We start from the raw sequence: 25384 nt of genomic DNA, 5'->3' as shown, positions 1-25384 counted from the left end.
CAGGTTGCTTTTAAAATGTGAGGGGGAAAAGCTGTATCCAACCTTCGGTCTTCGGTCTAGTCTAAGCCTCAGACAATGGGAACAAGAGCGGCACCACTTTACCGGCGCCAACATCAATCAGGCCCAGATCCGTAATCTTCAGCGCCGGACTGACCGGCAGCGAATGGGTACTGATGGACATAATCGGGTTGTAATGGTCATAGCCTAGCGATTCCATGGCACTGCGCAGCGCAGATACCTGCGCCGCCGTTTTCTCCAGTGGCTCCTCAGTCAGAATACCGCCGACCGTAAGGTCTAGTGAAGCGATAATCTTCCCCTCACAGACTACGCAGAACCCGCCTTGGCTGGAGATAACCGCGTTAGCCGCCACAGCCATGTCTTCAGGATTATGGCCCACGACGAGCAGATTATGGTTGTCGTGCGAATACGTTGTGGCAATAGCTCCACGCTTGATTGTAGCTCCACCAATCAAGCCGTAGGCGCGGTTGCCGTTCATCCCGTAGCGCTCAAAGGTGGCGATTAGGCCATATCCACTCTCCTGCCATTGCAATTGCCCGCCTCGAACCTCGGCTTCTCCATGCAACTCATCCGTAAATGTAGACACATTATTCACCATCATCACCCGGCAGCCATAACGACCGTCCGGCTGTTCCGGTCTTACCTCGAAGTCGGCTGCCGTCATAAGACCCAGCTTTACGCTGTTATAGAAATGGGCCGGGAAACGCGGAAGCGGCTCCCGCTGTGGAAGTGGGTTATGCTGGTCATACACCTGTATTCCTCGCTTATAGACCGCATCTATTTCAAAGGTAGCTAGATCCGAGAGCAGCAGGAAATCAGCGATTTTGTTCGGGGCGATCATGCCTCGATCATTCATTTTCATCCGCCGGGATGGAGTGAAGGTAGCCGCATAAACAGCATCCGCAGGCGACATGCCCATCGCGATCGCTTTGCGCACCAAATGATCCAGATGACCGGTCGCGACCAGTGAATCCGTCATCACATCATCGGTCACAAAGCAAAAATGCTCACCGACCGGATGTTGAATTAAATAGTCCACGACATCAGGGGTCATCGATTTCTCCTGAATCTCAATAAACATTCCCGCCGCGATACGCGCAGCCAGTCCCTCTAGGCTCTGATGGGTATGGTCTGAATCTATGCCCGCATAGATCAGCCGGTGCAAATCAAGCTCCAGCAGCTTCGGGGTATGCCCCTCAATCACCAAATCGGGATAGTGGGTCCGAATGTGCTGGAGAATCTGATTGCTTTTGCCGTCTGGATCACGAATCACATCGACATAATTCATCACTTCCCCGAGACAGATCATCCGCTCACTCTGCATCAGCTGGTCAATATCTGCAATCTCGATCGAACCTCCGGTAGTCTCCAGTGTCGTAGCTGGTACTGAGCTCGGAATAGCATAGAACATATCCACTTCACAGTCCTCGCTGGCCCGGATCATCTCATGGACACCTTCAACGCCAAAGACATTGGCCATCTCATGCGGCTCTGGGACGATGGTCGTTACCCCATGGCGCAAAATACCATACGAGAAGGTTTCCGGTGTAATCATCGTGCTTTCGATATGCAAATGAATGTCGATCAGGCCAGGAACCATCGTTCTGCCTTCTCCTTCAATGATCTCATCCGCTTCGAACGTCTCAGTCCCCAAGGTCCCGATATATAGGAAACGTCCATCCTTTACAGCCACATTGCCTAGGTTGAACTTCTTATAATAACTGTTATACACATTCACATTCAGAATTAATTGATCTGTACGCATCTCATAAACTCCTTATTAAAGCTTTACTGCACGAGCACCAGCTTCTCTTTTGGAAAATAAACCGTCACACGTTCCCCTTGTCTAAAGGGTTCATCCATCTCCTGATTTACGGTAAATGTACCTAGCTCCGTCTCCACTTCGTATTGATAGCTTCGGCCAAGATACGTACTGACCTGCACCGTTCCCGGCAGCGTATTACTGGTCAATCTGGAATCCACAACGTTAGCGAGCAACTGCAAATCATCAGGCCGAATCGCACCCAACAGCCCCTTATTCCCGGCCCCATTCAGTCGTTTGACTGCTTGGAAATTAAACCCTTTGGAGGATAGCTCAATATCCTCTCCTTCATCATTCCGGTTCTCAAACGAGATGAAATTGCCAAAACCGATAAAACGGGCCACATATTCACTGGCTGGATATTTAAAAATCGCGGCCGGATGATCGAGCTGTTCTATCTTCCCTTGATTCATAACCGCTACCTGATCGGAGATCGAGAAACATTCCTCCTGGTCATGGGAGACGTAAACCGTTGTAATTCCCAGCTCTTGTTGAATCCGGCGGATCTCGACGCGCATATTGACCCGCAGGTTGGCATCCAGATTACTAAGCGGCTCGTCGAAGAGAAGCAAATCAGGCTCAATGACAAGCGCTCTGGCAATCGCGACCCGTTGCCGCTGACCCCCGGACAAGCTCTGCGGGAGCCGTTTCTCAAAATCGTTCAGACTAACAATGTCGAGCATGCGCAGAACCCGCTTCTTGACTTCCGCTTCCTTCAGCTTGCGCAGTCGCAAACCAAACGCCACATTGTCATATACCGACATATGGGGAAACAGCGCATAGCTCTGAAATACAAAACCGAAATTCCGCTTGTTCACAGGAACGTTGGTATAGTCCTGTCCAGAGAACATGAATTTGCCCTGCTCAGCATTCAAGAATCCGGCAATCAGGCGCAGGGTCGTTGTTTTGCCGCAGCCGCTGGGTCCGAGCAGGGACAGAAGTTGACCTTTTTCCAGCTGCAGATTGAAATCTTCCAATATAAAATGGTTGTCGTAAGCAACCGATACCTGTTCAAGGCTTAAGAGTGCCATTCACGTGTGCCTCCGTTATCGTTTGGTAAAATAGGCGAATCCCATCAGCCGTTCGATGATGAACATCAGGGCTGCTGTCAGTACCATCAGGATGACCGAAATGGCCGCAATCGTCGGGTCAAAATAATTCTGCACATAGGTCAGCATCTGTATCGGCAATGTGCTCACGCCAGGCCCTGTCATAAATACGGAAATATCCACGTTATTGAAGGACTCCAAGAAGGCAATCAGAATAGCTGCCATGATGCCGGAGCGAATATTGGGCAATACAATCTTGTAAAAGGTATATAACCGCCCTGCCCCAAGACTTTGCGCCGCCTCCTCCACAGCAAAATCGAAATTCGCCAAGCTGGAAGCAATCACTCGAATAATAAAAGGAAGCATGATTACGGTGTGTCCGATGAGCAGTCCGGCATAGATCGGCAGTCCGTAGACCACAATCAAATAGCGGAGCAGCGTAAAGCCAAGCACAATTCCAGGAATCAGTACCGGTGACAGGAACAGCGCATTGAGCGTATCTCGTCCACGGAAACGAAACCGGCTGAGCGCATAGGCCGCAGGTACACCTAGCAATAAAGCAAGCAGATTGCCAAGCATAGAGACGATGACCGAGGTCTTGAACGTCTCCATAAACATACTCACTTCAAAAATATTCTTATACCAGCGCAATGAAAAGCCCTCAGGGGGGAATTTCAGGATGGTGCCCGGCTCAAAAGAAGTGACCGAAATAATCGCGAGCGGGCCTAGTAAAAATATAAAGACCAGCAGCGTGTACAGGGATAACGCGCGGTTTCCTTCCTTCATGTTCTCACCCCTTCGGATTTAATCGGTTGGCCCATTTATTCATCAGACCCACGACCACAAACGTAATGACAATCATAATTACGGCAATTACTGAGGCCGCCTGCCAATCATTAAGGGTCATGGCATTCTGATACAGAAACGTAGAGATGACCCGCTCCTTGCCGCCGAGCAGCGCCGGTGTCGTATACGCCGTCAAGCTGCCGACAAAGACAAGGATGCTGCCGATGATAAGTCCCGGCACGGTCAGCGGGAAGATGATTTTGCGGAACGCTGTGAAGGATGATGCGCCGAGACTCCGTGCAGCCAGAACCAGCTCATAGTCCAGATTCTCCATCACACCAAGCAGCGTAATAATGATCAGCGGCAGGAATAGATGCACGAGGCCGACCATCATCGCTACAGGGGTATACATTATTTCCAGCGGATCATGAATCAGCCCGGTGCTTAGCAGGAAGGTATTCAGCAGCCCTTTTTTACCGAGAATAATCATCCAGCTGAAGGAACGGACCACGGGGCTCGTCAACAGCGGGAAGATAGCCAGCGCAAGCAGAATACTTTTCTTCCGAGCACTGGTACGGGAGATATAATAGGCGGTCGGATAACCGAGCAGTATACATACAAGCGTTGTTACAACACTTACCCTCAGCGTAGTAAATAGGATGCGATTAAAATAACCGTCCCGGAAAAAATGGAGATAACCCTCCAGCGTCAACTGCCCGTCCTGCACAAAGGTTGAAGCAATAGTCAACATAATGGGAATTAACATAAAGGCTGCCAGAAACAGGATTCCCGGCAACAGCAGCAGGTACAAGAATCTTTTGTTCATCCTCTTACTCCCGTCTTTCCGTCAGCTCTTGGTTTAAGCTATGGATAAATCCCTCCATAAAAGCGCGGTCATCCACCTCCAGGCAGACGCTAACATTAGGTGGTCTGTTTAGACGATTCTGGAAATCGCAAACGGTCTGCCCATCACATAGATCACTGCGGGTTTCTACATCCACATAATAGTCCTGCACCGTAACCCATTTGCGATTCATCGCTACGGCCACAGCCAGCGGGTCATGTAGGGCACAAGCCTGAACGCCATTGCGTTCGAAATACCGCTGCCGGTAATCGGCGGTGCTCTGTGCTACATACGCAGCTATTTCGGGATTGCGCAGTCTGGCAATATCCGCTGTTGTAAGCAGCGCCTGACGCGTGACATCGAGCCCTACCAGCGTAAGCCGTTCAAAACCGGCTTGGAGCACTTGCTTCCCGGCCTCAGGATCGACATACATGTTGTATTCGGCCGTTGGGGTTACGTTGCCGTAGCCCTTTACTACACCGCCCATGATAATTACCTCAGCAGTATGCTGTACTAGTTCCGGGCATTTCTGCAGCACCTGCGCCAGATTGGTGAGCGGAGCGGTCATGATCAGCGTGACCTCTCCGGGCTGGGCCAACACCTGGCGGATGATGAAATCAGCAGCCGCCTCTGCTTCAGCCTCCTTAAGAACAGGCATATCCGCCAGCGCCCCGCCAATCCCGTCACGCCCATGCACGTTATGCTCGAAGAAGGGTTCACGTACCAGCGGTTTGCTAGCACCACGATAGACCGGAATCTCAGCAGACACGCCGAGCAGCTGCAGAATTTTGCAAGTATTCGCGGTAGCCTGATTCAGTGAAACATTGCCGCTTACGGTGGTAATACCCAGAATATCGAACTGTCCGCTTGTCACCGCCAGCATGATGGCCAGAGCATCGTCCACACCGGTATCTACATCAAGAATTACTTTTTTACGCGCTGTCATCCTTAACCGCCAATCTCACGATTAAAGCGATCCGTCCATTCGGTAATGTTCTGGTTCACAAATTTCATATCCAGCTTGCGCAGCTTGCCGATCACGTCTGCACCATAAGTAACACCCTGCGCTTCCTCTTCGGTCAGCACCACTTCGGTATTTACGGGCGAATCTATTTTGCCTTTGGCTGATTTCTCCTGTACTTCCTTGCTTAGCTGCCAGTTAATAAAAGCTTCGGCCAATTCTTTATTATCCGTTCCCTTTACCACGTTAAGTGTATTCATTACCGCATAAGCACCTTCAGAAGGAGCTACGAATACAGCAGCGGGAATAGCGGCCTTCAAGTCTTTGAAGTACATTTCCATAATTGGACCTCCAGCAATCTCCTCCTGGGCGAACATGTTTACATATTCTGAAGTCTGGCTGTAATATTTGACTACATTGCTATCCAGTTCTTTCAGCTTCGCATAGGCTTGATCTTCGTTAAATTCGCTGCTGCCCGAGACAACAGAAGCCGCATCTACGATCATCGGACCTGCAGTTGCTGTGATAGCGGGAAGGGATAAATTTTTAGGAAAAGCCGTCCAGAGGTCCTTCCATGATTTCACTTCACCCTTCACGAGTGCCGGGTTATAGGCGATTCCGAGGCGGCCGATCGTGTAAGCCGGACCATAGTCTTCGCCCAGCGGCGCTTTAGCAAGATCATAAATACTGTCGATATTCGGAATATTGGCACGGTCTACCTTTTCGAACAGATCCTCGTCAATCGCCTGCTGCGCATAATAGTCCGATAGGTAGATGACATCAACATCGGAGCTGCCTTGGCGGATTTTGTTCAAACGTTCAGCATTGTTGCCAATTTCGACGACGATTTTGACATTATGTTCCTTTTCAAAGGGTTCATATACCGCTTCCTTAAAGAAATCCTCCGAGAAGCCCCAGGTAGAGATAACCAGATCCTTAGCAGCCGGTTTTTCTGTCTCTTGGGCTGCTGTATTGTTAGTTGTTGCGTTATTGGTGGCACTATTTGCTCCATTGGTGTTATTGCCGGATGTACCACAGGCTGTTAGTGCCGCTGTAAGCGTAAATGCCAAGACTGTACCCATTATTTTTTTCATGATTATTAACCTCCCTGATTTGGTTGATTCGGTGAACTCAAACTGTAATCTCCCCACACCTCCCGATCGTAGTCAAGCTCGCATTACCTATTTTTTCCATAAAAAAGAGAAAAGTATTCTTGTAGGAAACAAGAACACTTTTCTCTGTGTAAACAAAGTAAAGAGGTACCCGTTATAAAAGGACGGTCTTCGTTTAAGATAGATCAAAAACGAAAATCCGTGATAATATCATTACTCACCAGCCAATACCATATTCGTAAAAGCCCATTGTGTCGGTGCATCATAATCCCGAAGCAGAACCTCGATGTTCAAACCCATCTCATCCTGTAGTCTTTCCTTGAATTTCTTCTTAAACAGCAGTGACATGCGAAAATCCACTTCCTGCTTAAGTTCAGGTGCCTCGCCCTCAAGTGCTGTAGAACGGGGTGACCTGCGATGTTTGGCATGAAAGGTGATGACCCGCTGATCAACCGTTACGCGAAGCAGGGTCGTACCAAAACCAAATAATTCCTTGGATAGCTCATTGTAGATCTGGCACATCTTCTTCCTGTTCTCCGTACTGTCCAGCTCTGCCATGGAACCACCTTCAAAAAACGAAATATCGTACATTCATATCGATAATTAATGTTATTATACATAAACTTTAGATATCCGGCAAGAAAAAAGCCATAGTTAACATGAAAGTGACGCCAAACACGAACAATGACTTATTACAGCTCATTCACTTCCGGTCAACTAAAACCGTAACCTCTTGTGTAATCTTATCCCCGCCAAGGCTTCTCCATTTGGCCACAAAAGCATCAAATTCACTAAGAGGAGCATCACCCACAATAATATTGAGGAAGGTCTCACTCTCCAGCTTCTGCAATGCCGGCCATTTGCTCTGCATGAGCTGTGTATTGCCATAAAAAACGCTGCGAACCCCCTCTATAGCTGTTGAGGTCAACACGGCAACCCCGTATTTATAAGCATTAGCCGCCTTCCAGCCCTCCAAATTCTTCTTCGGCTGTTCGGAATCTGCCATCCACTGATCATAGATGAGTCGCGTATCCGGGTCCAGCGTATCTGGATCAATCTTATTATGCAACGTCTGCTGGATATCAGAATAATGTTTCTCAATAGCATCAGAGTAATCAAGCAGAAGGTCGAACGGATAGTAGGCCCGTGGCTGAATACCTGTCTGTGCGGAGAAATCATCCAGCTTCTTAACCTCCTCCTGGTTAGGGTCCTGCCGTCTTTCTAATCTGGTAAAAGCGTTAAGCAGCTTCACTACAGCCTCAGGATGCTTATAACCTTTGCGTACAACCAAATATCGATCGGTCACCGGAGCCATATGGGCAACAAAATTACCCGAGGCATCGAGCGGAGCCGCATAGGCTCTCCATTCCGCTTTGGTGTCCAGGGCCACCGCTTCCGACAATGGATAATAGGGCATCCACCACGGACCGAAGAACATGCCTGTCTTCCCCGCTATTATAGGCTCCTGCGTTTCTTTATAGAGCGCAAATTCAGGATCAATCAGTCCTCGCTTGTACCAGTCTGCCAGCTTGGCAAGTGCCTGTTTCGTCTCCGGCGTGATTGAGCCATATACTACTTTGCCTGAGCTGTCTTTGATCCAGTTCGTTGGGAAAGCATGATAAGCACTAAAGATCGTATCCAGACCATTCACATGCGGCTTCGTTCCGTACACAATATTTCTGTAGCCACTCAGACCTATCGTATCCCGCTTTCCATTGCCGTCAGGGTCCTTGTTAACGAAGGCTTGAGCGATTGCTTCAATATCGTCGAACGTCTTTGGTGCTTGCAGCTCCAGCTTCTCCAGCCAATCCTGGCGAACCCAGAGCAAAGATGGAGAATCGGCGTTAATAGCTACATTAGGCAACCCGTATAATTTCCCGTCCCGAGTTGCATCGTTCAGCGCTTCACCTTTCGTTGAATCATACATTTCCTTAATTAATTCGGAACCATAATTCTTATAGGTTTCTGTTAACTCCTCGATCATGTCATTATCAATCAGCTTCTTCAATTGATCGCGATCCACAACCATCGCATCCGGGAGATCGTTGCTGTCGATCGCCAGCTGTACCTTTTGCGTAAACGTCTCTTCACCCTTTGCTTCCCAGGAATGGACCACCTTGATATTTGTAATGCTCTCCAAATAACGGGTGATCGGATTGTTATCATTACTGTCGCCCGTGTTAAGCCGGGAATCGGGAACCTTGAACCTTATGCGCATAACTACTGGATCGACATATTTTCCATACGCAGCAGGCTCGGCATTGCTTCCTTCCTGTGAGAGATTACCCGAATGGCTAGGTTCATTATTGCCACGGCAAGCCGTGAGCGAGAGCAGTAAGAGGACAGGCAGAATATATCCTCTCCAGTTCATAACTGTACCCTCCCCTCCGCACGATATTCGCTCGGCAGCTTGCCGATGCGTTCCCGGAACAGCCTGCTGAAATAACGATCATCTTCAAATCCGGATCTGGAGGCAATCTCACAGACAGGAACTGCTGTCTCCAGCAGCAGCGATTTAGCCAGCTCCAATCTCATTCCCCGCAGTGTTTCACCAAAGGATTCCCCCGCAAACCTGGCAAAACATTGGCTGAAATATCCACGGCTCATATTAATAGCGGCCGCCACCTCACCCTGATTGATTTTGTCACCAGCATGGCTTCTCATGTAGCGAACAGCCCGGATCAGGCAAGACATTACCTCTTTGCTCAGACTAAGCTCCAGCATTCGTCGTCCCACGTTATCCGAGAACCGCCGCAGCCAATTTTTCCAATGGCACCAGTTCAAGTTACACCCGATAGCCTGCTCCAACTGCTCTGCTTCCTCAGGCTTCAGCAGCAAAGTCCCCCAACTGCTCAACAGAGAATGTCCAAATGCGGAGAAGTGATCATATCGGGGCTTAAGTCGGGCCACGTCAGCTACAAACTGATCCCATTCCACCCCATCTGTGGTCCATTTCAGATTCTGTGCTTGTTCGAACAACTCTTCCTCTGTGTGGAGCAGCTGAATTGCTGGTGCCGTGATTCCCTCACCCTTCAATTCCCCATAAGTTAATACAGTCAGTTCCTCGCTACCCGAGCACGCGCTGTAAAAAAGAGTATGCTGCAGCTTCGCATTGAACAGCTCCTCAATCTCCTGAAGCGGCTGGCCCCGCAGCCCGCTGACTAGTGCAGTCTGCCAGCGTGTACCCAGCCGAGCCTTAAGCTCACGCCTGCACTCCTCCTCTGAAATCCGCTGGAGCAGTGGCGATACCCACATCTCCTGAAAAGCGAGCAGCGGATTATTCTTTACCGTTGACAGCTGAAACAGCTCTTCTTCACTCGCTTGTTGTTCCAAAGGAACGTAGAGCAGCGCTTTGTCGGCAGCCATTACCTTGCCCTCTCCACGGAGCAGCACCTCACGAGTACTGTCCTCCCACTTCATCCGTTCCACGATACGGCCAATCGTCTCATCTACATTTTCCATCTCTAGCAGTGTCTTGACGATATAATCAACAGCACCCAGACGCATGGCTTCCTGAACATAGTCGAATTCATGGTGGCAGGTCAGTACAACACAGCGGATGCCGGGGAACCGTAACCTCACCTGCCGGATAAGGTCAAATCCCGACATACCCGGCATCGTAATATCCACGAAGAGCAGATCCACCTTCTGCTGCTGGAGCAGCGTAAGTGCGGTTTTGCCATCGCCAGCTTCACCCACGATAACCACTCCGAAAGATGACCAGTCGATCAGGGAGATGAAGCCTTTGCGCACAAGTCGCTCATCATCGACCACTGCAGCTTTAATCATCGAAGTCCTCCTTATTTTTTCTAGGAATAATAATAGATACCGTCGTGCCCTCTCCCGGCTTACTATCCATTAATAGCGTCATTTGTTCTCCGTAGTAGGTTCGCAGCATTCGTGTTACATAGGAGAAACCAATCCCCAGGCCCCGTTCCTTAGCTCCGTTATCCGAGAGCAGCTGTTCTATCATTTCAGGATCAGTTCCCGCACCGTTATCTTTAACACAAAGCAGTACCTCATTTGCACCATGCGCTGTGATGATGACATCCACCTTCCCGTTATCGCTTAAGCCATGATAAATGGAATTCTCAACGAGTGGTTGCAGCAGAAACCGCGGAACAGCCGCACGCAACACAGCCTCATCGACCTGCACATTGAACTCAAACTCATAATCATAACGGATACGCTGCAGCTCCATATAATTACGGATCGCTTCTATTTCCTCCGCTATGGTAACAATTATGCTCTGCTTGCCCAGATTATAATGCAGCACCTTCACGAGCAGTGTCACCAGTTTATCAATCTCTTTCTGCCCGTTCAGCCGGGCCAGCCACTGCACAGTATTGAGGGTATTGTGCAGAAAATGCGGGTTAATCTGGCTGAGCAGCTTCTCAATTTCGAACTGGCTCTTCTGCTTCTCATTGCGGGCAACCGCCAGAATGAGCTCGTTAACCTGATCCTTCATTTGCTGAAAGTTGCTGAGCACAAAGTCGAACTCCTCTACATTAGTGAATGAAACCGGTGCGGTGACATTTTCCGCCATGCGGATAATTTCCAGGTTAACTTTCCTTAAAGGGCCATAAATACGCTTCCAAATCAGCCAGGCCAGAAACCCGGCGAAGGCAAGTGTCGATAGGGCCAACAGGATCATTTTATAGAACCAGGAGTAAATCTCGCTATTGAAGACAGACTTCTTAACCACAGAGACTAGCTTCCAGCCTTGGGGGCTTTCGTAGCGGAACAGATGGTAACCACCCAGCTCTTCATGTGTAAGAGTCGAGCTCCCGCCCGCAGCTTTTACAATTTGAGCAGGCAGCTTCCCATCGAGCACATTCGTAATATTTCCCTGCTGATTCACAAGCAGATGGTTAACCTTCATTCCGTAGGCTTCCTGATTAAAAATTTTGCGCAGCAAGCTATAGTTCGTTTCCAGATAAATATACAGCTGCTGCTGTCCGGTCACCCGCACGATGCGCTGTTCGGAGAAGACAAGATTATCACCAACCGCATACATCGTGTTGTGTGGCCCATAGTAATCAGCTCCGTTATAACGCATAAAAGTGGGCAGGCTGCTGATGTCAAAATTCCGCCGTGTACTCATATTAGTAAACAGTACCGGATCATCACTGCCCGGCATAATATAGGCGGTCAAGCCAATATAAGGATTAGTGAAATTGACGAGATTAATCTTCTGGTTGATCGAGTTCATAATTTGCGATTTGCGGTAAATCTGTTTTTCCTGCAGAAAAGAGGACATCTCTTCCACAATTTGACCATCCAGTGCAAATTGCTTGGAGGCGAAATCCAGGTTATCGACCGCATTCTCCAGACTTACGGCTTCTTGCCGTAGGCTTGCGCTGATCCCGTTGCCGATTTTGCCCGATAGAATAGAGTAGATCGAAGAATAAGTTACAACACCGACCAGCAGCAGCGGAAGCAAAGTCCCAATGACCACATAGATAACCAACGTTTTGCGCAAAGATTTAACCGCTGGCGTATGACTCTTTAGGGTTGCTCGCAGCATCGGCAATGTCCTCTTCTCTCTTTCGTGAAAGCGGTTTATTATTATCAGAATACCAGATTTATCCTTCTAAGAATATAACTTAGTAACGTTAGAAATGAGCGCAAGAAGAAACGGCTTCACCGTCCTTTTATGGACGGTGAAGCCGTTTCTTCGAGAATATAAGGATGAGTTATCTAGGGCTTGTCTGATACTCATCTTAATGGAGCTGCTTCAACAAAATCATCACAGAAGCCAATAAGGTAAGCTCAAAAAGTTTCGGGAAAGCTTGTCATAGCGTGTTGCGATCCCACGGAATTGTTTGAGTTTGTTAAAAAAATTTCTCCCAGATTAATTGTAAAAATCAAACAAGAAACATTATACAACAAACCCCATAATTTGTTAAAGTGTTAATTGAATACATATATTTTTTACATTGAAGGGAGAATGTTCATGAAAAAAATGCTTGGATTTCTTTCAACAGTCGTTCTGTCCGTTAGTTTGTTCAACTCACCCGTTTCAGCCGCTGGTTCCATGAATACGGACATTACAGTTTATGCTAAACTAAAACTTTATTTCAATGGTCTGGCGGATAACAGCGGGAAAGACGGGGAGTTCTATAATGGTGTTTCATATGTGCCTAAAGCGATGATTTATGAAGCTACGACCTATGTGCCACTAAGGTATTTTGCTAATATGCTTGGCGTGACGGAAGTAAACTGGAATTCCGATAAATTACAAATAACGGTAGGCAGTTCATCGATGGCTCAGAACAATAACGCAGTCTCCCAAGCCAGTCTTGAGTCTCAACCCGATGCCTCGACAGTAAATAGGCAACCCATTAAATTAAGTAGATACGTCAATATCTATACTGGAAATAATATTCAACCAATGATAGATGAAGAGCACGCAATCATAACTTCAGTCGAAGATATCTACTATTATCCCTCGTTATCTTTGATTTTTAATGGTGTGGAGGATACTTCTAGTACGGATGGTATGATGCCTAGCGGTACGAATGAGGTTCCCAAAACGCTTATTTTCAAACAGAATACTTATGTACCCCTGCGGTACTTCGCAACTCAAATGGGCATTCCAAATAATGAAATCGTATTTGATAAAAACACATTTTCTATGAGGATCGGGAATTAAAAGGATGAGAGCCGTAACTGCCACAAATGCAGGCAGGACCGTTCATATTCACTGTCATATGACCGATTTCACCAGTTCTACCATTTGCGCCATGTAGAAGCCGGCCCTCTGTGATGACTGCCCCGCCAACACCGGTTCCAAGTGCCAGGCACACCATATTCCGACAATCCATACCTGCACCGAACCTGATCTTCGTTCCACCGATGTCAACTCCGATCGCTACGGAATCGTCTGGATAAGATATCATCAGACCTTCCCCCTTCTACGTTGTCCGCCTTTACAATGCAGCAAGGTAAGCTTCCAGATTATGAATAGAACGGGTGGAGCCTTCCTTCTGTTCCTCGTCACCTTCATATTCCACGGTCAACCAACCCGTATAATTGTTGTTTTTTAACTCCCCCAAAATATAAGGAAAGTCAACAGAACCTTCCCCAGGAACATGACCTGTAAACTTTTTTCCTTCGAGAGAGGTGTAAATCGTGCCGCTATATCCATCTTCCACAAGGGCAAAATCCTTGAAGTGAACATGAGCAATGTAATCCTTTAGTTTCGTGATCGCCTCGCTCGGATTCTCATCCACAAGCAAAAAATTTCCGGTATCGAACGTGCTGCAGAGATGATCCGAATTGACCTCGCGAATCACTTCCAGTACCTGATCCGCTTTCCCGGCGAACAACCCGTGATTTTCCAGACATAGCTTAATCCCTTTGTCCTTCGCGTAGGAGGCCGCTTCTTTGAGTCCCGCGATTATCCAAGTCTTTGCATCTTCGTAGGTTACATCCTGCTCCTTGTCACCGGAGAATACCCTCACTACTTGAGCTCCGAACAATACCGCACGATCCACGGAACTCGTAATATTGAGAAGTTGTGCCCGACGGGCGTCCGGATCGGCAAGAGCCAAGTTATTGCTTGCACCGAAGCAGGCCATCTGCAGCCCCGTCCGCTGCAAAGCAGCATGAATACGTTCTTCCTCTCGTCCATCCTCCTTCCAGAACACGCTTAACAGTTCCACGCCCTTCGCGCCAGTGGTGGCTGTGAATTCTATGAATTGCTCATTGTCCATTTCTCCGGAGTACATATATTTATGCATACTCCATACGCTCAAACTTGATTTCATCATGTTCACCCCTCTTAATTGTTAATCACATGATCAGCCAGCCATTGCTCGACGGCGGAAGTATAGGATTCAGTGATCAGCTGTGGTCTTGTAATCGCACTGCCGACCACAACATTCTGTGCCCCCGCCTGCAGCGCCGCCAGTGCTTCCTCCGGCCGCCATACTTTCCCTTCCATAAATACAGGTACCCGAAGAACTGCACTCAGCTTATTCCAGCGTCGGAGTATTAAACACCTCCGAACCGTTGGTACGAATGCCAACTGCCCCTCCTAATTGCGCAGCCTTGTTCATCTTCACCATAGTATCTCCCCCGTGTAACGGTTCGCCAATAAGGGCCTGGGAGGAGACAATAATCCCTCTTAATAAATGTTGTCATGAGCCTCCCATCTCTATCTATATCGATTAATAAAAGACACTGCCTGGCGAATATCCTCTTCAGGCTGTCCGCCAACTTCCCGTTCGATCGTTAAGTAGCCTTTGTACCCGATCTCCACCAGCGCATTGAAATAAGCGTTAAAATCCACATTTCCCTCACCCAGCGGGGTTTCCCGAAATACTTCACCAGCTGCCACCATTTTGGATATTTTACCGTGATCCATCGGCTCAAACCCAAGCGCGCCGTATACTTCACGCGGGTCAACATTCTGGTAACGAATCCCGTCTTTGACATGGGTGTGAACAATATAATTCTTCAATGTGTGAACCCCCTGAACAGGGTCATCACCCGTTACCATCACCATATTCGCTGGATCAAAATTGACTGAAACTCCGTCATCCGATAGGGAATCCAAAAAAACTTTAAGCAGCTGAGCCGTTTCTGGCCCTGTCTCGATTGCAAAATAGGCTCCTGCCTGCTTGGCATACCGATTCAACTCGTCACAGGCCTCTTGCATTACACGATAAATCTCCGTATTTTGCTCCGGTACGATCCCGATATGTGTCGTCACAATATTGCAGCCCAGATCAAGCGCTAGATCCAATATGGCTTTCGATTTAGCGATTTTGAACGGATTTTCCTGCCAGTCCTGAAAACCATGACCGCCAAGATCACCGACGAGTGCGGATATCTCCAGTCCCAGTCCTGCAATCTCCTTTTTCAAGGCCTTTCGGTCGACCGACAGCAACTGCCCGGGGTCCATTTCACCCGATACTGCATAAATTTGTACACCTTCTGCTCCGACCTCTTTCGCCTTCTTCAGCCCTTCCCGTATGCCGACGCCGAAGCTGTCCACAATCACACCTATTTTGTTGGTCAGTTTTTCCATCTATTAATCCCTCCTATTTCCAAAATTAGAAATTAACCCACGCCTTCGTACTCGCATGGCCCATACTGAAATCAACTATTAAAATTTGAAAATATCATTGCTCTCTGAAGAAATACGGATAGCTTCCAGTAGTGACGTTACCGTCGCCCCTTGCTCCACGTCAGATAAAGGTTTCTTTCGCTGCTGCACGCATTCGATAAAATGCCCAATTTCCTTCTTGTAGAAGTCAGTTTCAGGAACTCCAAGCGTATGTTCAACGGGAATACCCCCGGTATCCCGGAATAAGGTGAGCGGTTCAAGCGTGGCTCCACCTTTCGTTCCGAACAGTTCTACCTTGACAGCATCATCCTGACTGCCGTTAATAGCCCAACTTGCTTCAACGGTCAATACTGCCCCGTTCTTAAAGGTGATGAAAGCTACGCCGAGGTCCTCAACATTATATAAGCCTTCTTCCTTGTTCTCTTTCGAGTAGGCAGCATAAGGAAAAGAAGCATCATCTCCATAAGGAGCTATTTCTCGGAACAACTTGCCCACTACCTTGTCAGGTTCCGGCTTGCCCATCATCCACCAGGCTAGATCTAGCACATGTACACCGATATCCTTCATGGGTCCACCGCCAGAATACTGATTATCTGTAAACCAGCCGACGGGTACACCACGACGACGCAAAATCTTGGTCTTAGCAAAATAAATATGGCCCAGCTCGCCACTTTCTACAGTTCGCTGGATGATCTGGGAATCGTTACGGTAGCGGTGGCTCATACCGATCATGACAAGATTGTCCGAGGCGGACTCAGCCGCCTTCAGAGATTCAGCTTCTTCCATATTCATCGCCATTGGTTTTTCCAGCAATACATCAAGGCCATGCTGAAGCGCCAACAGGGCCAACTCCACATGAGAGTTATTGAATGTACAAATGCTGACCGCATCCAGGTCTTCGGCTTCGAACATTTCCTTCGCCGATCCGTAAGCGACAATTCCATCATATTCAGCTGCTGTGCTGATAGCTCTTTCCTTATCGATATCCGCTACGGCGACTAGCTCAACCGCTGGGTGATCACGATAATTGTCTAAATGAAACATATGGGCTATCGATCCAATACCCACAACACCCACTTTTACTTTTTTCATCTTGCATTCCTCCCTGGTCTAATATAATTTGTCTGCCACCGCGTCAGCAGTCTTCTTGATCGCAGCGTAGGCGGAGTCTTTCATATGAAGCGTGAGCAGCGTTGACAAAATATCAATCAAGTGGATCTGGGCAATCTTCGTCGACAACGCACCTCCCTGAAAGGGCATCTCTTTAGAGGGCACAAGCAGGACAATGTCTGCGTACGTGGTAATCGGGGATCTGGCATGACTGGTTAGACAAATAATCAATGCGCCGCTCTCCTTGGCCATCCTCGTCGCAGCGACTACATCCTTTGTACTGCCAGACGTCGAAATTCCAAATACGACATCTCCCGCTTTAACCAGTGCTGCCGACATGGCGAGGATATGAATATCACGCTGTACGTCGACATTCAATCCAATCCGCATGAACCGGTAGTGCGTATCTAGTGCAGTAATGCCGGATGATCCTACCCCATACACGAACACACGATTCGCCGCGGCCAGCGCCTCCACTGCCTGCGAGACCGTATCCATATCAATTAAATCCAGTGTTTTATCAAGTAGCTTTGTATGATTCATAGTCAGTTTACGGGCAATGAGCTCCCAATCATCTTCCTCTTCGATTTCTTCGTCGATATAGGTAGAGACGTTGACTAGGTCTTGGGCGACCGATAGCTTGAACTCGTGATATCCACGAAATCCGATTTTACGGCAAAAACGGATGACCGACGTTTCTCCGACTTTAGCCTTCTCGGCAAGATCAGTTACCGTAGCAAGTACCGCATATTCGGGATCGCTTTGAACTGCGTCAGCTACCTTCTTCTCAGCCTTGCTCAGGGAGTTGTATATGCTCGAAATCATCAGCAGCGTGCTTGAGGAATTTATCGGTTTTCCAAATTTACTCATGATATTCCTCATTTCTTATAATTTTCTCACGATCATCATATCATCATATATAACGGCTTTAAAGAGCTATATTTTATTATTTTAATAATAAAAGAATATATCCTCCATTTTTATTTATTTATGATACAATTCGTCCTAAAGATCATTGAGGGAGGGATTCCCTATGGGTAAAATCGTATATTTGCCACTCGACGAACGTCCTTGTAATGGGAAATATCCATGCTGATGTTCATGTTATAGCTGACTGGCTGCTTACAGAAACAAGAGATGCGAATGCGCTAATTATTTCTGTTGATATGCTCGTGTATGGAGGAATTGTTCCTTCGCGGCTGCACTATCTTACAGAAAAAGAATGTGCAGAGCCGCAGCCGGCGCATTTATATGCGATTCCTCTGCCGAAGCAGATGTTGTGCTCATGGTTAACTCCCCGCCCGTAAATCAGAGCGACGCGGCTGAAGCCAATCAAACTTATGCACAAAGGCACCGGTCCTACTTCTCAGAAGTACATCTCCCGGAATTCTCGCAGGCTATTCATACCTATGCCCGTAAAGGAAAGTTTGTCGCGCTAGCAGATGTTGCGACCTCCAACGGTGCGGACGAATCGTTGATGCAGCTGCTCTTCGGAAACGGCGGTCTCTCCTGTCTATCCGCTTACGCCGGCTGGAACACTTCTGGCAATACACTAGGAACGGTTATCGCCCACGCGGTCATCGCCTCTTACTACACCAGTCACCCCTTGGAATACTCAAAAGTTCAGATACGCAAAAGCGAAAAGTTTCTACTCTATCGCTTTCTGGAAGACTGGGGTTATCAATCCAATGTTCGCACAGGGATTAACCTCGAACTTCAGGAGAGTGCCCACATCGTAAATGAAAGGTCTTCCAGTCAAATCAACGAGATTACCTTCCAAATTTCCGAACGACTGAAGGCATTTTTTGATACCTATCTGGCGAGTATTGTTACTGTCCCCACCCACGTGAACAACGTGATGCTCCCCTGGAAACGGACATTTGAAGTGAATTTTGATCTCACAGATCTGTAATCGAAATTCTTGCTAGAATACAGCAAAAAAAGAGCCTTCCTCCGTTCAACTGAACAGGGGAAGACTCTTTTTGCTTATTGAACGCTTTTACGGGCTTCGAACAGCTCTTCAGCCTTTTTGACGGAGAAATCCATGATATCAGCGTAGCCGAGACCATTAACTTTGTCATGCAGCTGTTTATTCAGCTTGTCATATTCAGCCTGATTTTTGGCGAAGACCATTTTCCAGGAAATTTGCTGAATGATCGTCCCGATTTGCTTGTTCTTTTGTTCCAGTGTTTTGTCCATCGTCAGTGGCTCCTTGCCTGTGAAGCCCTGTGGAGCTACGGCCAAGAGATTGTTTTTCTCAAAATATTCCTTTGCAGTCAGCACGCCCATTTTCGCTCTCCAGTCACTATCAAGCTTAGATGGATTGCGCTGCAGTGTCGCCGTCCAGAGGTTATGGTCATACGGCTCACTATTCTCCGGATTCACCATCGCTGGCACTACAAACGAGAAGTTCATTTGATTCGAACCATAATAATAGTCACCACCACCATATTCTGCTGGCACCTGTGTATTCTGTTGATCGGTATACGCTTTCCAACCAAAGTCGGTGACTACCGGCTTGCCACTGCTGTCCAGATCCCAGGTCAGCCCCTGCGGTCCGTTCGGCACCGCTGTTCCACTGCCTGCTGAGATCATTGCACCTTCAGGAGTGTACATCCAGTTAATAAACTCCATAATCCGGGCAGGGTCCTGCGCCTTGGCACCGATCGAGATGATACCATTCCCGCCGTATACATTAAAGCCAGTCGAATACATCAGCTCATCCTTGAAGGGTACAAGTGCGAAGCCCTTACCTTCCGCTGTTCTTTCCGGTGTATTGTAATTTGCTGCTCCAAGCCATGGAAACCAAGAGAAGAGCAGACGACCGTCCTTATACTTGGCAACAACATCATCGAATTTCTGGGTCAGTGAATCAGGATCAAGCAAGCCCATCTGGTTAGCTTCGTAATACAGCTTCAGCGACTTCATATACCAACTGTCATCAGACAGGAAGTCATAATATTTCTCTTCATCCGCTTTTACATAAAGAGCCGTGTCGGGAATTTCGTCATAGCCCATCATATTGGCGAACTGCTTCGCCAGCGTCATTTTATAGTTGCCATCCCAATCCGACCATAGTGAGAAGGCATAGGTTTTTTTGCCCAGCTCATTCTTCGGTTCCAGCTCCTGCATCTTCTTCAGTAGTGGCAGATAATCCTCAATGGAATTGATCTCCGGCGCTCCAAGCTGCTGGTACAGATCCCAGCGCAGATCGGGGCCCCAAGTCATATCCTTTCCTTCAGAAGGACCTGTTGGATTGGTAGCTACGCTATTCCCAATTCCGTACACCGCTGAGCCACCGCCAAAGGCAATCTTCGCTTTCTCCACGGCTTTAGGGAAGGTCTTGCTAATATCCTGACCGTACTTATCCAGCAGACCATCCTGGGTCCAGTCTAGCAACAGCTTGCCTTTGATCGCGTTCGGATAGTGGTTCTTGTCATCCCCGAAGATGATAATATCTCCGAGATCTCCAGAAGCCATCATGGCCGAAATCTTCGTATCTCCACCGGTCAGGTTGGAGGCGACAATATCCATTTCGATGTTGAATTTATCCTTGATGATCTTAGCGAACCATCCGGTTTGCGGACCCGCATAGTTGGCCGTTGTCGAGAATACCGTCAGCTTTAGTGGCTTGGAATGATCTAGCGCTCCGTCTGCTGGTGCCGCAGTTTCTGCAACTGCATTCGTAGCCGGCGCCGTCGTTTCTGCCGCTGCATTCTTGTTCGAATTAGCTGAGTTCCCGTTGCCCCCGCTGCAGGATGACAAGACGAAGACTAGGATTACGCTCAGCATCAGAAGTGAACTTTTTATAAATTTCATTGCTTCATAACCTCCTAAAAGTTTTGATAGCATTTGCTTCATTGAGTTACTTCGTACAAAACTACTTCGAAAGCATAATCTTAAGTTTTGATAGCATTTGCTACATTGAGTTACTTCGTGCTAATCAGCCTTTGACCGCACCGATCATAATGCCTTTGACGAAGAAACGCTGGAAGAACGGATACACGATCAGAATCGGCAATACAACAATCATCGTGACCGTCATTCGCACAGAGGTAGGTGTCTGCATGTTCTGGATGCTGGCAGCCATGTCTGGTGAATTGCGGATTAATGCCGCAAGCGAGCTGGATTCATTCAAATAACGCCATAACAGGAATTGCAGCGTGAAATATTTTGTATCCGTCATCAAAAACGCTGTATCAATGAACGCGTTCCATTGGTTCACCGCCGAGAAAATCGTGATCGTCGCCAGAATAGGTGTAGTCAGCGGTACGATAATGCTCCAGAACACCCGCATATAACCAGCCCCATCCATGGCTGCCGATTCCTCAAGGGAAGGCGGAATCGCTTCAACAAAGGTTTTGATGAGAATGATGTTGAATGGTGTAATAATGGTTGGCAGAATATAAGCCAAATAATTGTTGGTCAGATGCAGATTGTGCATCGTTATATACCAGGGAATCAGGCCGGCGCTGAAATACATCGTGACCACAACACTGCGATACCAGATTTTGCGACCCCACATTTCTTTTTTGGTGAACAGATAGCCGAGAAATGCAGATGCTCCTACAGTCAGAAGTGTGCCCACTACAGTCCGGTAAATGGAAACCAGAGCCGCATGACTCAACCCGCTGATTCGTAGTACTTTGGAATAGTTATCAAAATGAATATTCCGCGGATAATATTTGATATAGCCCGCTGCACTTAAATCGTTAGAGCTGATCGTGTTAATGAACAAATAATAGAACGGATAGATGCAGCTTAGGGTGAACAATCCGAAGAGCAGATAGATTAACCCTTGAAATACTACATCTCCAGGCTTACGCTTTTTCCTCAATGGGTTCACCCCGCTTAAATGATAGATTCGTCACGAACCACCTTGGACAACGCGTTGGCGGCGAACAGCAGAATGACGCTGACGACCGACTTCAACATGCTGACTGCTGTGGCGAACGGAAAGTTGTTGGCGAACGCGATATTGTATACATACAGATCCAATACTTCAATCGCATCCTTATTCATCGCATTCTGAAAAGCAAAGTATTGCTCCATCCCGTTGTTGACGAAATTACCGATGGAGAGCAGCAGCAGTACGAAGAAAGTCGGAATCAGACCGGGGATCGTAATATGCCAAATTTTACGGAAGCGGCTGGCTCCATCCACCTCTGCTGCCTCGAATAACTCCTGATCGATGCCGGCAATCGCCGCCAGATAGAGAATGGCCCCCCACCCCAGTGACTTCCACCAATACCAGGCAATCATCGTGACCCAGACATTCGAACTGGAAGCGAGAAAATTATGCCCCTCCCCTACCACTCCCAGCTGTACAAGAATGTTATTAATGACTCCGTTATCTACGGAGAATAACGAGAAGGCCAGTGCATAGACGAGAATCCAGCTAATAAAGTTTGGTATTGTGGTAAGCGTCTGTACCAGCTTGCGGTACCAGCCTGACTTAATCTCTGAGAGCAGAATGGCAAAGATGACTGGAAAGACAGAGGTAATCAGTCCGAGTGAACTCATCGCAATCGTGTTCTTTAAGACGCGCAGCACTTCTTCAGTTTGTGTTGGATTGGATACCATCGTGCGGAACCATTTCAGCCCGACATACGGCGTGTCCGACAGCGGGATGCCTGGAATGAAATCATAGAAGGCATAAATCCAGCCGCTGATCGGCAGATAATAGAAAATAAAAGTTACTATTAGAAAAGGAAGTGCCATAAAGAACAACTTGTATTTGTTCTGCATCTTCCTGCGGGATCGACGAACCGGATCGATGCCGCGAATAAGCTCGCCTGATGATGCCGCCATGTCAGAATCTCCTTTGCTTCAATTTTGTTTACGCCTTCATCCTATCAGAGAGCGCTGAAGCAGCGAGATAGACGGCCGAAGGGCTTTTTGTGAGAGCTGTTTGACGGTATCGGACCCTTTTCACAGACAATCAGACGAATTTCTCAGTAGACAGCAAAAAGCCCCGCAAGAAGGAATCTCGCAGAGCTGATTAGTATAGTAAACTATTCGATTCAGTAGGTTTCGTTATTCACTGACCATTCTATTAGTTAAAGCACCCAGTTGCTCAATCTCTATCGTAACTAGGTCTCCGTGCTTCAAGTAGAACTGCTGCTCAGGCGGATAACCAAGAACGACGCCCTCAGGAGTTCCGGTCAGAATAATATCCCCTGGCGAAAGTGTCATACATTGCGAGACATAGCTGACGATTTGTTGGCAGTTGAAGATCATATCCGAGGTATTGGAGTTTTGCCGCAACTCTCCGTTGACCGTACATTTAATATTCAGCAGGTTCGGATCCACAATCTCATCCTTTGAGACCAAATATGGCCCAATCGGCGAAAATTTATCGCAAGACTTTCCCGCAAGCCATTGACTAGTTCGTTGCTGCAAGTCACGGGCCGAAAGATCATTTGCCGTACAATAGCCAAATACATAGTCAAGCGCCTCTTCCTCACTGACATACTTGGCGGTCCGGCCAATCACGATGCCAAGCTCCGCCTCGTAATCAACCTTCTGGGAACTCCGTGGAAGCGGCACATCCACTCCATGCCCATTCAAAGCATTGCTAAATTTATTAAAAAGAATCGGGTACTCCGGAATAGGCATCCCCGTCTCTTCCGCATGTCTGCGGTAATTCAGGCCGATACAGATGATTTTACCGGGATCAGGGACACAAGGTCCGAACGACAGACTGTCCTCTGCCTTGAAATAGCTGCCTCCGCCATCTACAAGTACGTCATTAACAAATTCCTGCAGCGCTTTTAGTGCCGCTTCGCCTCCGTTCAGTACTTCTCTCAGCGTGGAGGGTACCGGAGCTAATGATAATTCAGGCTTGTCCGCAATCGCCGCTTCCACATCCAGAACGCCTTGTTCAGTCTGTACTCCTAAATGAATTGAGCCTGCTTCCTCAAAAGTTATTAACTTCATGCGTATATCACTCCTTTATATTCGTTTATGTATTATTACGTAAGACAGGCCGGAACCGATTGGCAGGTACTCCCGTTGCCCCAGGTTTGACCTTAAACAACCCGCCTGCCAAAGGAAAACGTAGGGTTTCTGACTCATTCATTGGGGGGCGCGCTGTTGTAATGTACAACTCGTCCAATTCCTTACCCCCGAAGGTACAGGAAGTAACATGTCGTGCAGGAACCTCAACCGTGGCCATTTGCTGCCCAGTGTCCGGGTTCCAGCGTGATACACATCCACCACCCCAATGAGCAATCCAAAGCATTCCATCACTGTCAATGGTCATACCGTCGGGATATCCGCTGGAAGCGGGGATCTGAACGACCGTCCTACGCCCGCTCAGCTTGATGTTATTCTCATGCCAATCAAATGCACTCACACATCTGGACAACGTATCAATATAATACATCAGACCACGTTCATCATCCCAGGCTATACCGTTGGAGCAGCCAATGCCAGACAGAACCCGTTGAACCTTCCCGTCAGTCTGTAAAACATATAAGCTGCCTGCTCCCGGGGAAAAATCCATGCTCATCGTGCCGAACCAAAGCCGCCCTGTTCTGTCGCATTTAGCATCATTCAATCTGTTCCCCGGAATCTCAGACTCCACTAGGGACAGAAGCTCAAGCGGATGTCCACTTCTAAAGCTGTAAATGCCGTCTTGCATGGCAAGCACCCAACCTCCATCCATGGAAGGAATTACTGCACTGACCATTGTTTCGAAGGAATATATGATTTCGCTGTGTGCACTGCTGTCGTAACTGCGGAGTTGTTTCCCCTCAACATCAACCCAATAGAGCTTACCTTCTTCTTGATCCCAATGAGGACCTTCGCCAAGAGCAGCCTGCACATCAAGAACCAATTCAGCTTGTAAAATCAACAGAAACCCTCCCAATAACTCATCATCAGATACATTGCTACTCTTTCCTTTTCAGCCAACCTGACATACCCTTGTCCAGTTCCTTATGATATTCTGACTGTGAAGGAGGGATTTCCCATGAAATATGAATGGAAGAAACAAGACAAAGTTATATATCAGCCCAAAAACAAACCGGAAACCATCACTATCCCCAGTTTCAACTACTTCCTGCTGAAAGGCAAGGGCAATCCGAACAACGCCGCATTCTCTGAAGCCGTAAGTGTCCTCTACTCTCTATCTTATGCTATTAAAATGCTGCCCAAAAAAGGTCCAGCTCCGGACGGATATTTTGATTACACTATATTTCCGCTGGAAGGGGTTTGGGATCTGAGCGAAGAAGGCCGGAAGAAATCCACTCTCGATAAAGATGAGCTGGTATACACCGTTATGATCAGACAGCCGGACTTTGTCACTGCGACTCTGGCCGCCGAAATATTGGAAAGACAAAAGTCTCTTAAACCGCTGCCCCAGATGGATAAAGCCATCTTCGATAGTGCCGAAGATGGCCTTAGTGTTCAAATGCTCCATAACGGGCCTTTTGAGGCTGAACCGCAAAGCTTTGCTGTAATGGAGCAATATTGCCAAGAGAATGGCCTGGTACGAATATCTCACACGCACCGAGAAATTTACCTTTCGGACGCCCGCCGAAGTCAACCGGATAAGCTTAGAACCGTCTTGCGTTTCCCGGTGTCCGTGTCAGATTAATGCT

At 47.9% G+C, this 25384-nt stretch carries 25 protein-coding genes and 1 pseudogene; 4 read left to right on the top strand and 22 right to left on the bottom strand.

Translation table 11 applies throughout. The features are described from left to right. Positions 1–61: 61 nt before the first annotated feature. From H1230_RS12135 to H1230_RS12085, 11 genes and pseudogenes are all read right to left on the bottom strand, one after another. Positions 62–1783, bottom strand: coding sequence for an adenine deaminase C-terminal domain-containing protein (locus tag H1230_RS12135; RefSeq protein ID WP_239715709.1), 1722 nt, complete (start codon positions 1781–1783; stop codon positions 62–64). Positions 1784–1806: 23 nt separating this feature from the next. Then, on the bottom strand, positions 1807–2871 hold the full coding sequence (locus H1230_RS12130) for an ABC transporter ATP-binding protein (RefSeq protein WP_239715708.1): 1065 nt from the start codon (positions 2869–2871) through the stop codon (positions 1807–1809). A 15-nt stretch (positions 2872–2886) separates the two neighbouring features. Continuing rightward, on the bottom strand, positions 2887–3675 hold the full coding sequence (locus tag H1230_RS12125) for an ABC transporter permease (RefSeq protein ID WP_239715707.1): 789 nt from the start codon (positions 3673–3675) through the stop codon (positions 2887–2889). Positions 3676–3679: 4 nt separating this feature from the next. Further along, positions 3680–4501 carry an ABC transporter permease gene (locus tag H1230_RS12120; RefSeq protein WP_239715706.1) on the bottom strand — a complete coding sequence of 274 codons (822 nt, stop codon included), beginning with the start codon at positions 4499–4501 and terminating at the stop codon, positions 3680–3682. 4 nt (positions 4502–4505) lie between these two features. Then, positions 4506–5465, bottom strand: coding sequence for a nucleoside hydrolase (locus H1230_RS12115; RefSeq protein ID WP_239715705.1), 960 nt, complete (start codon positions 5463–5465; stop codon positions 4506–4508). Between the two features lie 2 nt (positions 5466–5467). Further along, the gene (locus H1230_RS12110; RefSeq protein ID WP_239715704.1) at positions 5468–6574 is read right to left on the bottom strand and encodes an ABC transporter substrate-binding protein; all 1107 of its coding nucleotides are present in this window, start codon (positions 6572–6574) and stop codon (positions 5468–5470) included. A gap of 231 nt (positions 6575–6805) precedes the next feature. Then, on the bottom strand, positions 6806–7150 hold the full coding sequence (locus H1230_RS12105) for a DUF2294 domain-containing protein (RefSeq protein ID WP_239715703.1): 345 nt from the start codon (positions 7148–7150) through the stop codon (positions 6806–6808). A 145-nt stretch (positions 7151–7295) separates the two neighbouring features. Then, positions 7296–8963, bottom strand: a complete 1668-nt coding sequence (locus tag H1230_RS12100) for an extracellular solute-binding protein (RefSeq protein ID WP_239715702.1) — start codon at positions 8961–8963, stop codon at positions 7296–7298. Continuing rightward, complete coding sequence (locus H1230_RS12095) at positions 8960–10381, bottom strand: response regulator transcription factor (protein ID WP_239715701.1); 1422 nt, start codon at positions 10379–10381, stop codon at positions 8960–8962. The genes H1230_RS12100 and H1230_RS12095 overlap by 4 nt, the downstream gene beginning before the upstream one ends. Further along, positions 10374–12119: a sensor histidine kinase gene (locus H1230_RS12090; protein ID WP_239715700.1), complete on the bottom strand. Its 1746-nt coding sequence runs from the start codon at positions 12117–12119 to the stop codon at positions 10374–10376. The genes H1230_RS12095 and H1230_RS12090 overlap by 8 nt, the downstream gene beginning before the upstream one ends. A gap of 222 nt (positions 12120–12341) precedes the next feature. Beyond that, positions 12342–12434, bottom strand: a pseudogene (locus H1230_RS12085) (IS5/IS1182 family transposase); the annotation flags it as partial. Between the two features lie 114 nt (positions 12435–12548). Here H1230_RS12085 and H1230_RS12080 point away from each other — a divergent pair. After that, the gene (locus tag H1230_RS12080; protein ID WP_239715699.1) at positions 12549–13247 is read left to right on the top strand and encodes a stalk domain-containing protein; all 699 of its coding nucleotides are present in this window, start codon (positions 12549–12551) and stop codon (positions 13245–13247) included. On the opposite strand, the gene H1230_RS12075 is transcribed toward H1230_RS12080, so the two are convergent. The 6 genes from H1230_RS12075 to H1230_RS12050 form a co-directional block, all read right to left on the bottom strand. After that, a complete protein-coding gene (locus tag H1230_RS12075) occupies positions 13228–13494 on the bottom strand; it encodes an ROK family protein (protein WP_239715698.1) in 267 nt (88 codons plus the stop codon). The genes H1230_RS12080 and H1230_RS12075 overlap by 20 nt on opposite strands. Before the next feature lie 30 nt (positions 13495–13524). After that, complete coding sequence (locus H1230_RS12070) at positions 13525–14367, bottom strand: sugar phosphate isomerase/epimerase family protein (RefSeq protein WP_239715697.1); 843 nt, start codon at positions 14365–14367, stop codon at positions 13525–13527. Between the two features lie 11 nt (positions 14368–14378). Next, a complete protein-coding gene (locus H1230_RS12065; protein WP_481857136.1) occupies positions 14379–14624 on the bottom strand; it encodes a hypothetical protein in 246 nt (81 codons plus the stop codon). A 129-nt stretch (positions 14625–14753) separates the two neighbouring features. Then, a complete protein-coding gene (locus H1230_RS12060; protein WP_239715696.1) occupies positions 14754–15629 on the bottom strand; it encodes a sugar phosphate isomerase/epimerase family protein in 876 nt (291 codons plus the stop codon). A gap of 78 nt (positions 15630–15707) precedes the next feature. Then, a complete protein-coding gene (locus tag H1230_RS12055) occupies positions 15708–16760 on the bottom strand; it encodes a Gfo/Idh/MocA family protein (RefSeq protein WP_239715695.1) in 1053 nt (350 codons plus the stop codon). 18 nt (positions 16761–16778) lie between these two features. Beyond that, positions 16779–17648, bottom strand: coding sequence for a MurR/RpiR family transcriptional regulator (locus H1230_RS12050; protein WP_239715694.1), 870 nt, complete (start codon positions 17646–17648; stop codon positions 16779–16781). Positions 17649–17854: 206 nt separating this feature from the next. Between H1230_RS12050 and H1230_RS12045 the strand changes: the two genes are divergently transcribed. Continuing rightward, positions 17855–18085 (top strand): DUF4127 family protein, encoded by a 231-nt coding sequence (locus H1230_RS12045; RefSeq protein WP_239715693.1) that lies wholly within the window; start codon positions 17855–17857, stop codon positions 18083–18085. Next, a complete protein-coding gene (locus H1230_RS12040) occupies positions 18064–18690 on the top strand; it encodes a DUF4127 family protein (protein WP_239715692.1) in 627 nt (208 codons plus the stop codon). The genes H1230_RS12045 and H1230_RS12040 overlap by 22 nt, the downstream gene beginning before the upstream one ends. A 74-nt stretch (positions 18691–18764) precedes the next feature. Here H1230_RS12040 and H1230_RS12035 read toward each other — a convergent pair whose 3' ends face one another. From H1230_RS12035 to H1230_RS12015, 5 genes are all read right to left on the bottom strand, one after another. Next, complete coding sequence (locus tag H1230_RS12035; RefSeq protein WP_239715691.1) at positions 18765–20597, bottom strand: type 2 periplasmic-binding domain-containing protein; 1833 nt, start codon at positions 20595–20597, stop codon at positions 18765–18767. A gap of 124 nt (positions 20598–20721) precedes the next feature. Beyond that, the gene (locus H1230_RS12030; protein WP_239715690.1) at positions 20722–21624 is read right to left on the bottom strand and encodes a carbohydrate ABC transporter permease; all 903 of its coding nucleotides are present in this window, start codon (positions 21622–21624) and stop codon (positions 20722–20724) included. Positions 21625–21629: 5 nt separating this feature from the next. Continuing rightward, positions 21630–22589, bottom strand: a complete 960-nt coding sequence (locus H1230_RS12025) for an ABC transporter permease (protein ID WP_239715689.1) — start codon at positions 22587–22589, stop codon at positions 21630–21632. Positions 22590–22814: 225 nt separating this feature from the next. Next, the gene (locus tag H1230_RS12020; protein WP_239715688.1) at positions 22815–23717 is read right to left on the bottom strand and encodes a fumarylacetoacetate hydrolase family protein; all 903 of its coding nucleotides are present in this window, start codon (positions 23715–23717) and stop codon (positions 22815–22817) included. A gap of 25 nt (positions 23718–23742) precedes the next feature. Further along, positions 23743–24636 carry an SMP-30/gluconolactonase/LRE family protein gene (locus H1230_RS12015; protein WP_239715687.1) on the bottom strand — a complete coding sequence of 298 codons (894 nt, stop codon included), beginning with the start codon at positions 24634–24636 and terminating at the stop codon, positions 23743–23745. Between the two features lie 117 nt (positions 24637–24753). On the opposite strand from H1230_RS12015, the gene H1230_RS12010 reads away from it, so the two are divergent. Then, a complete protein-coding gene (locus H1230_RS12010) occupies positions 24754–25380 on the top strand; it encodes a GyrI-like domain-containing protein (protein WP_239715686.1) in 627 nt (208 codons plus the stop codon). Positions 25381–25384 lie beyond the last annotated feature (4 nt).

Source organism: Paenibacillus sp. 19GGS1-52 (assembly GCF_022369515.1).
Taxonomy (GTDB): Bacteria; Bacillota; Bacilli; order Paenibacillales; family Paenibacillaceae; genus Paenibacillus_AQ.
This window is presented reverse-complemented; position numbering and strand designations above follow the sequence as displayed.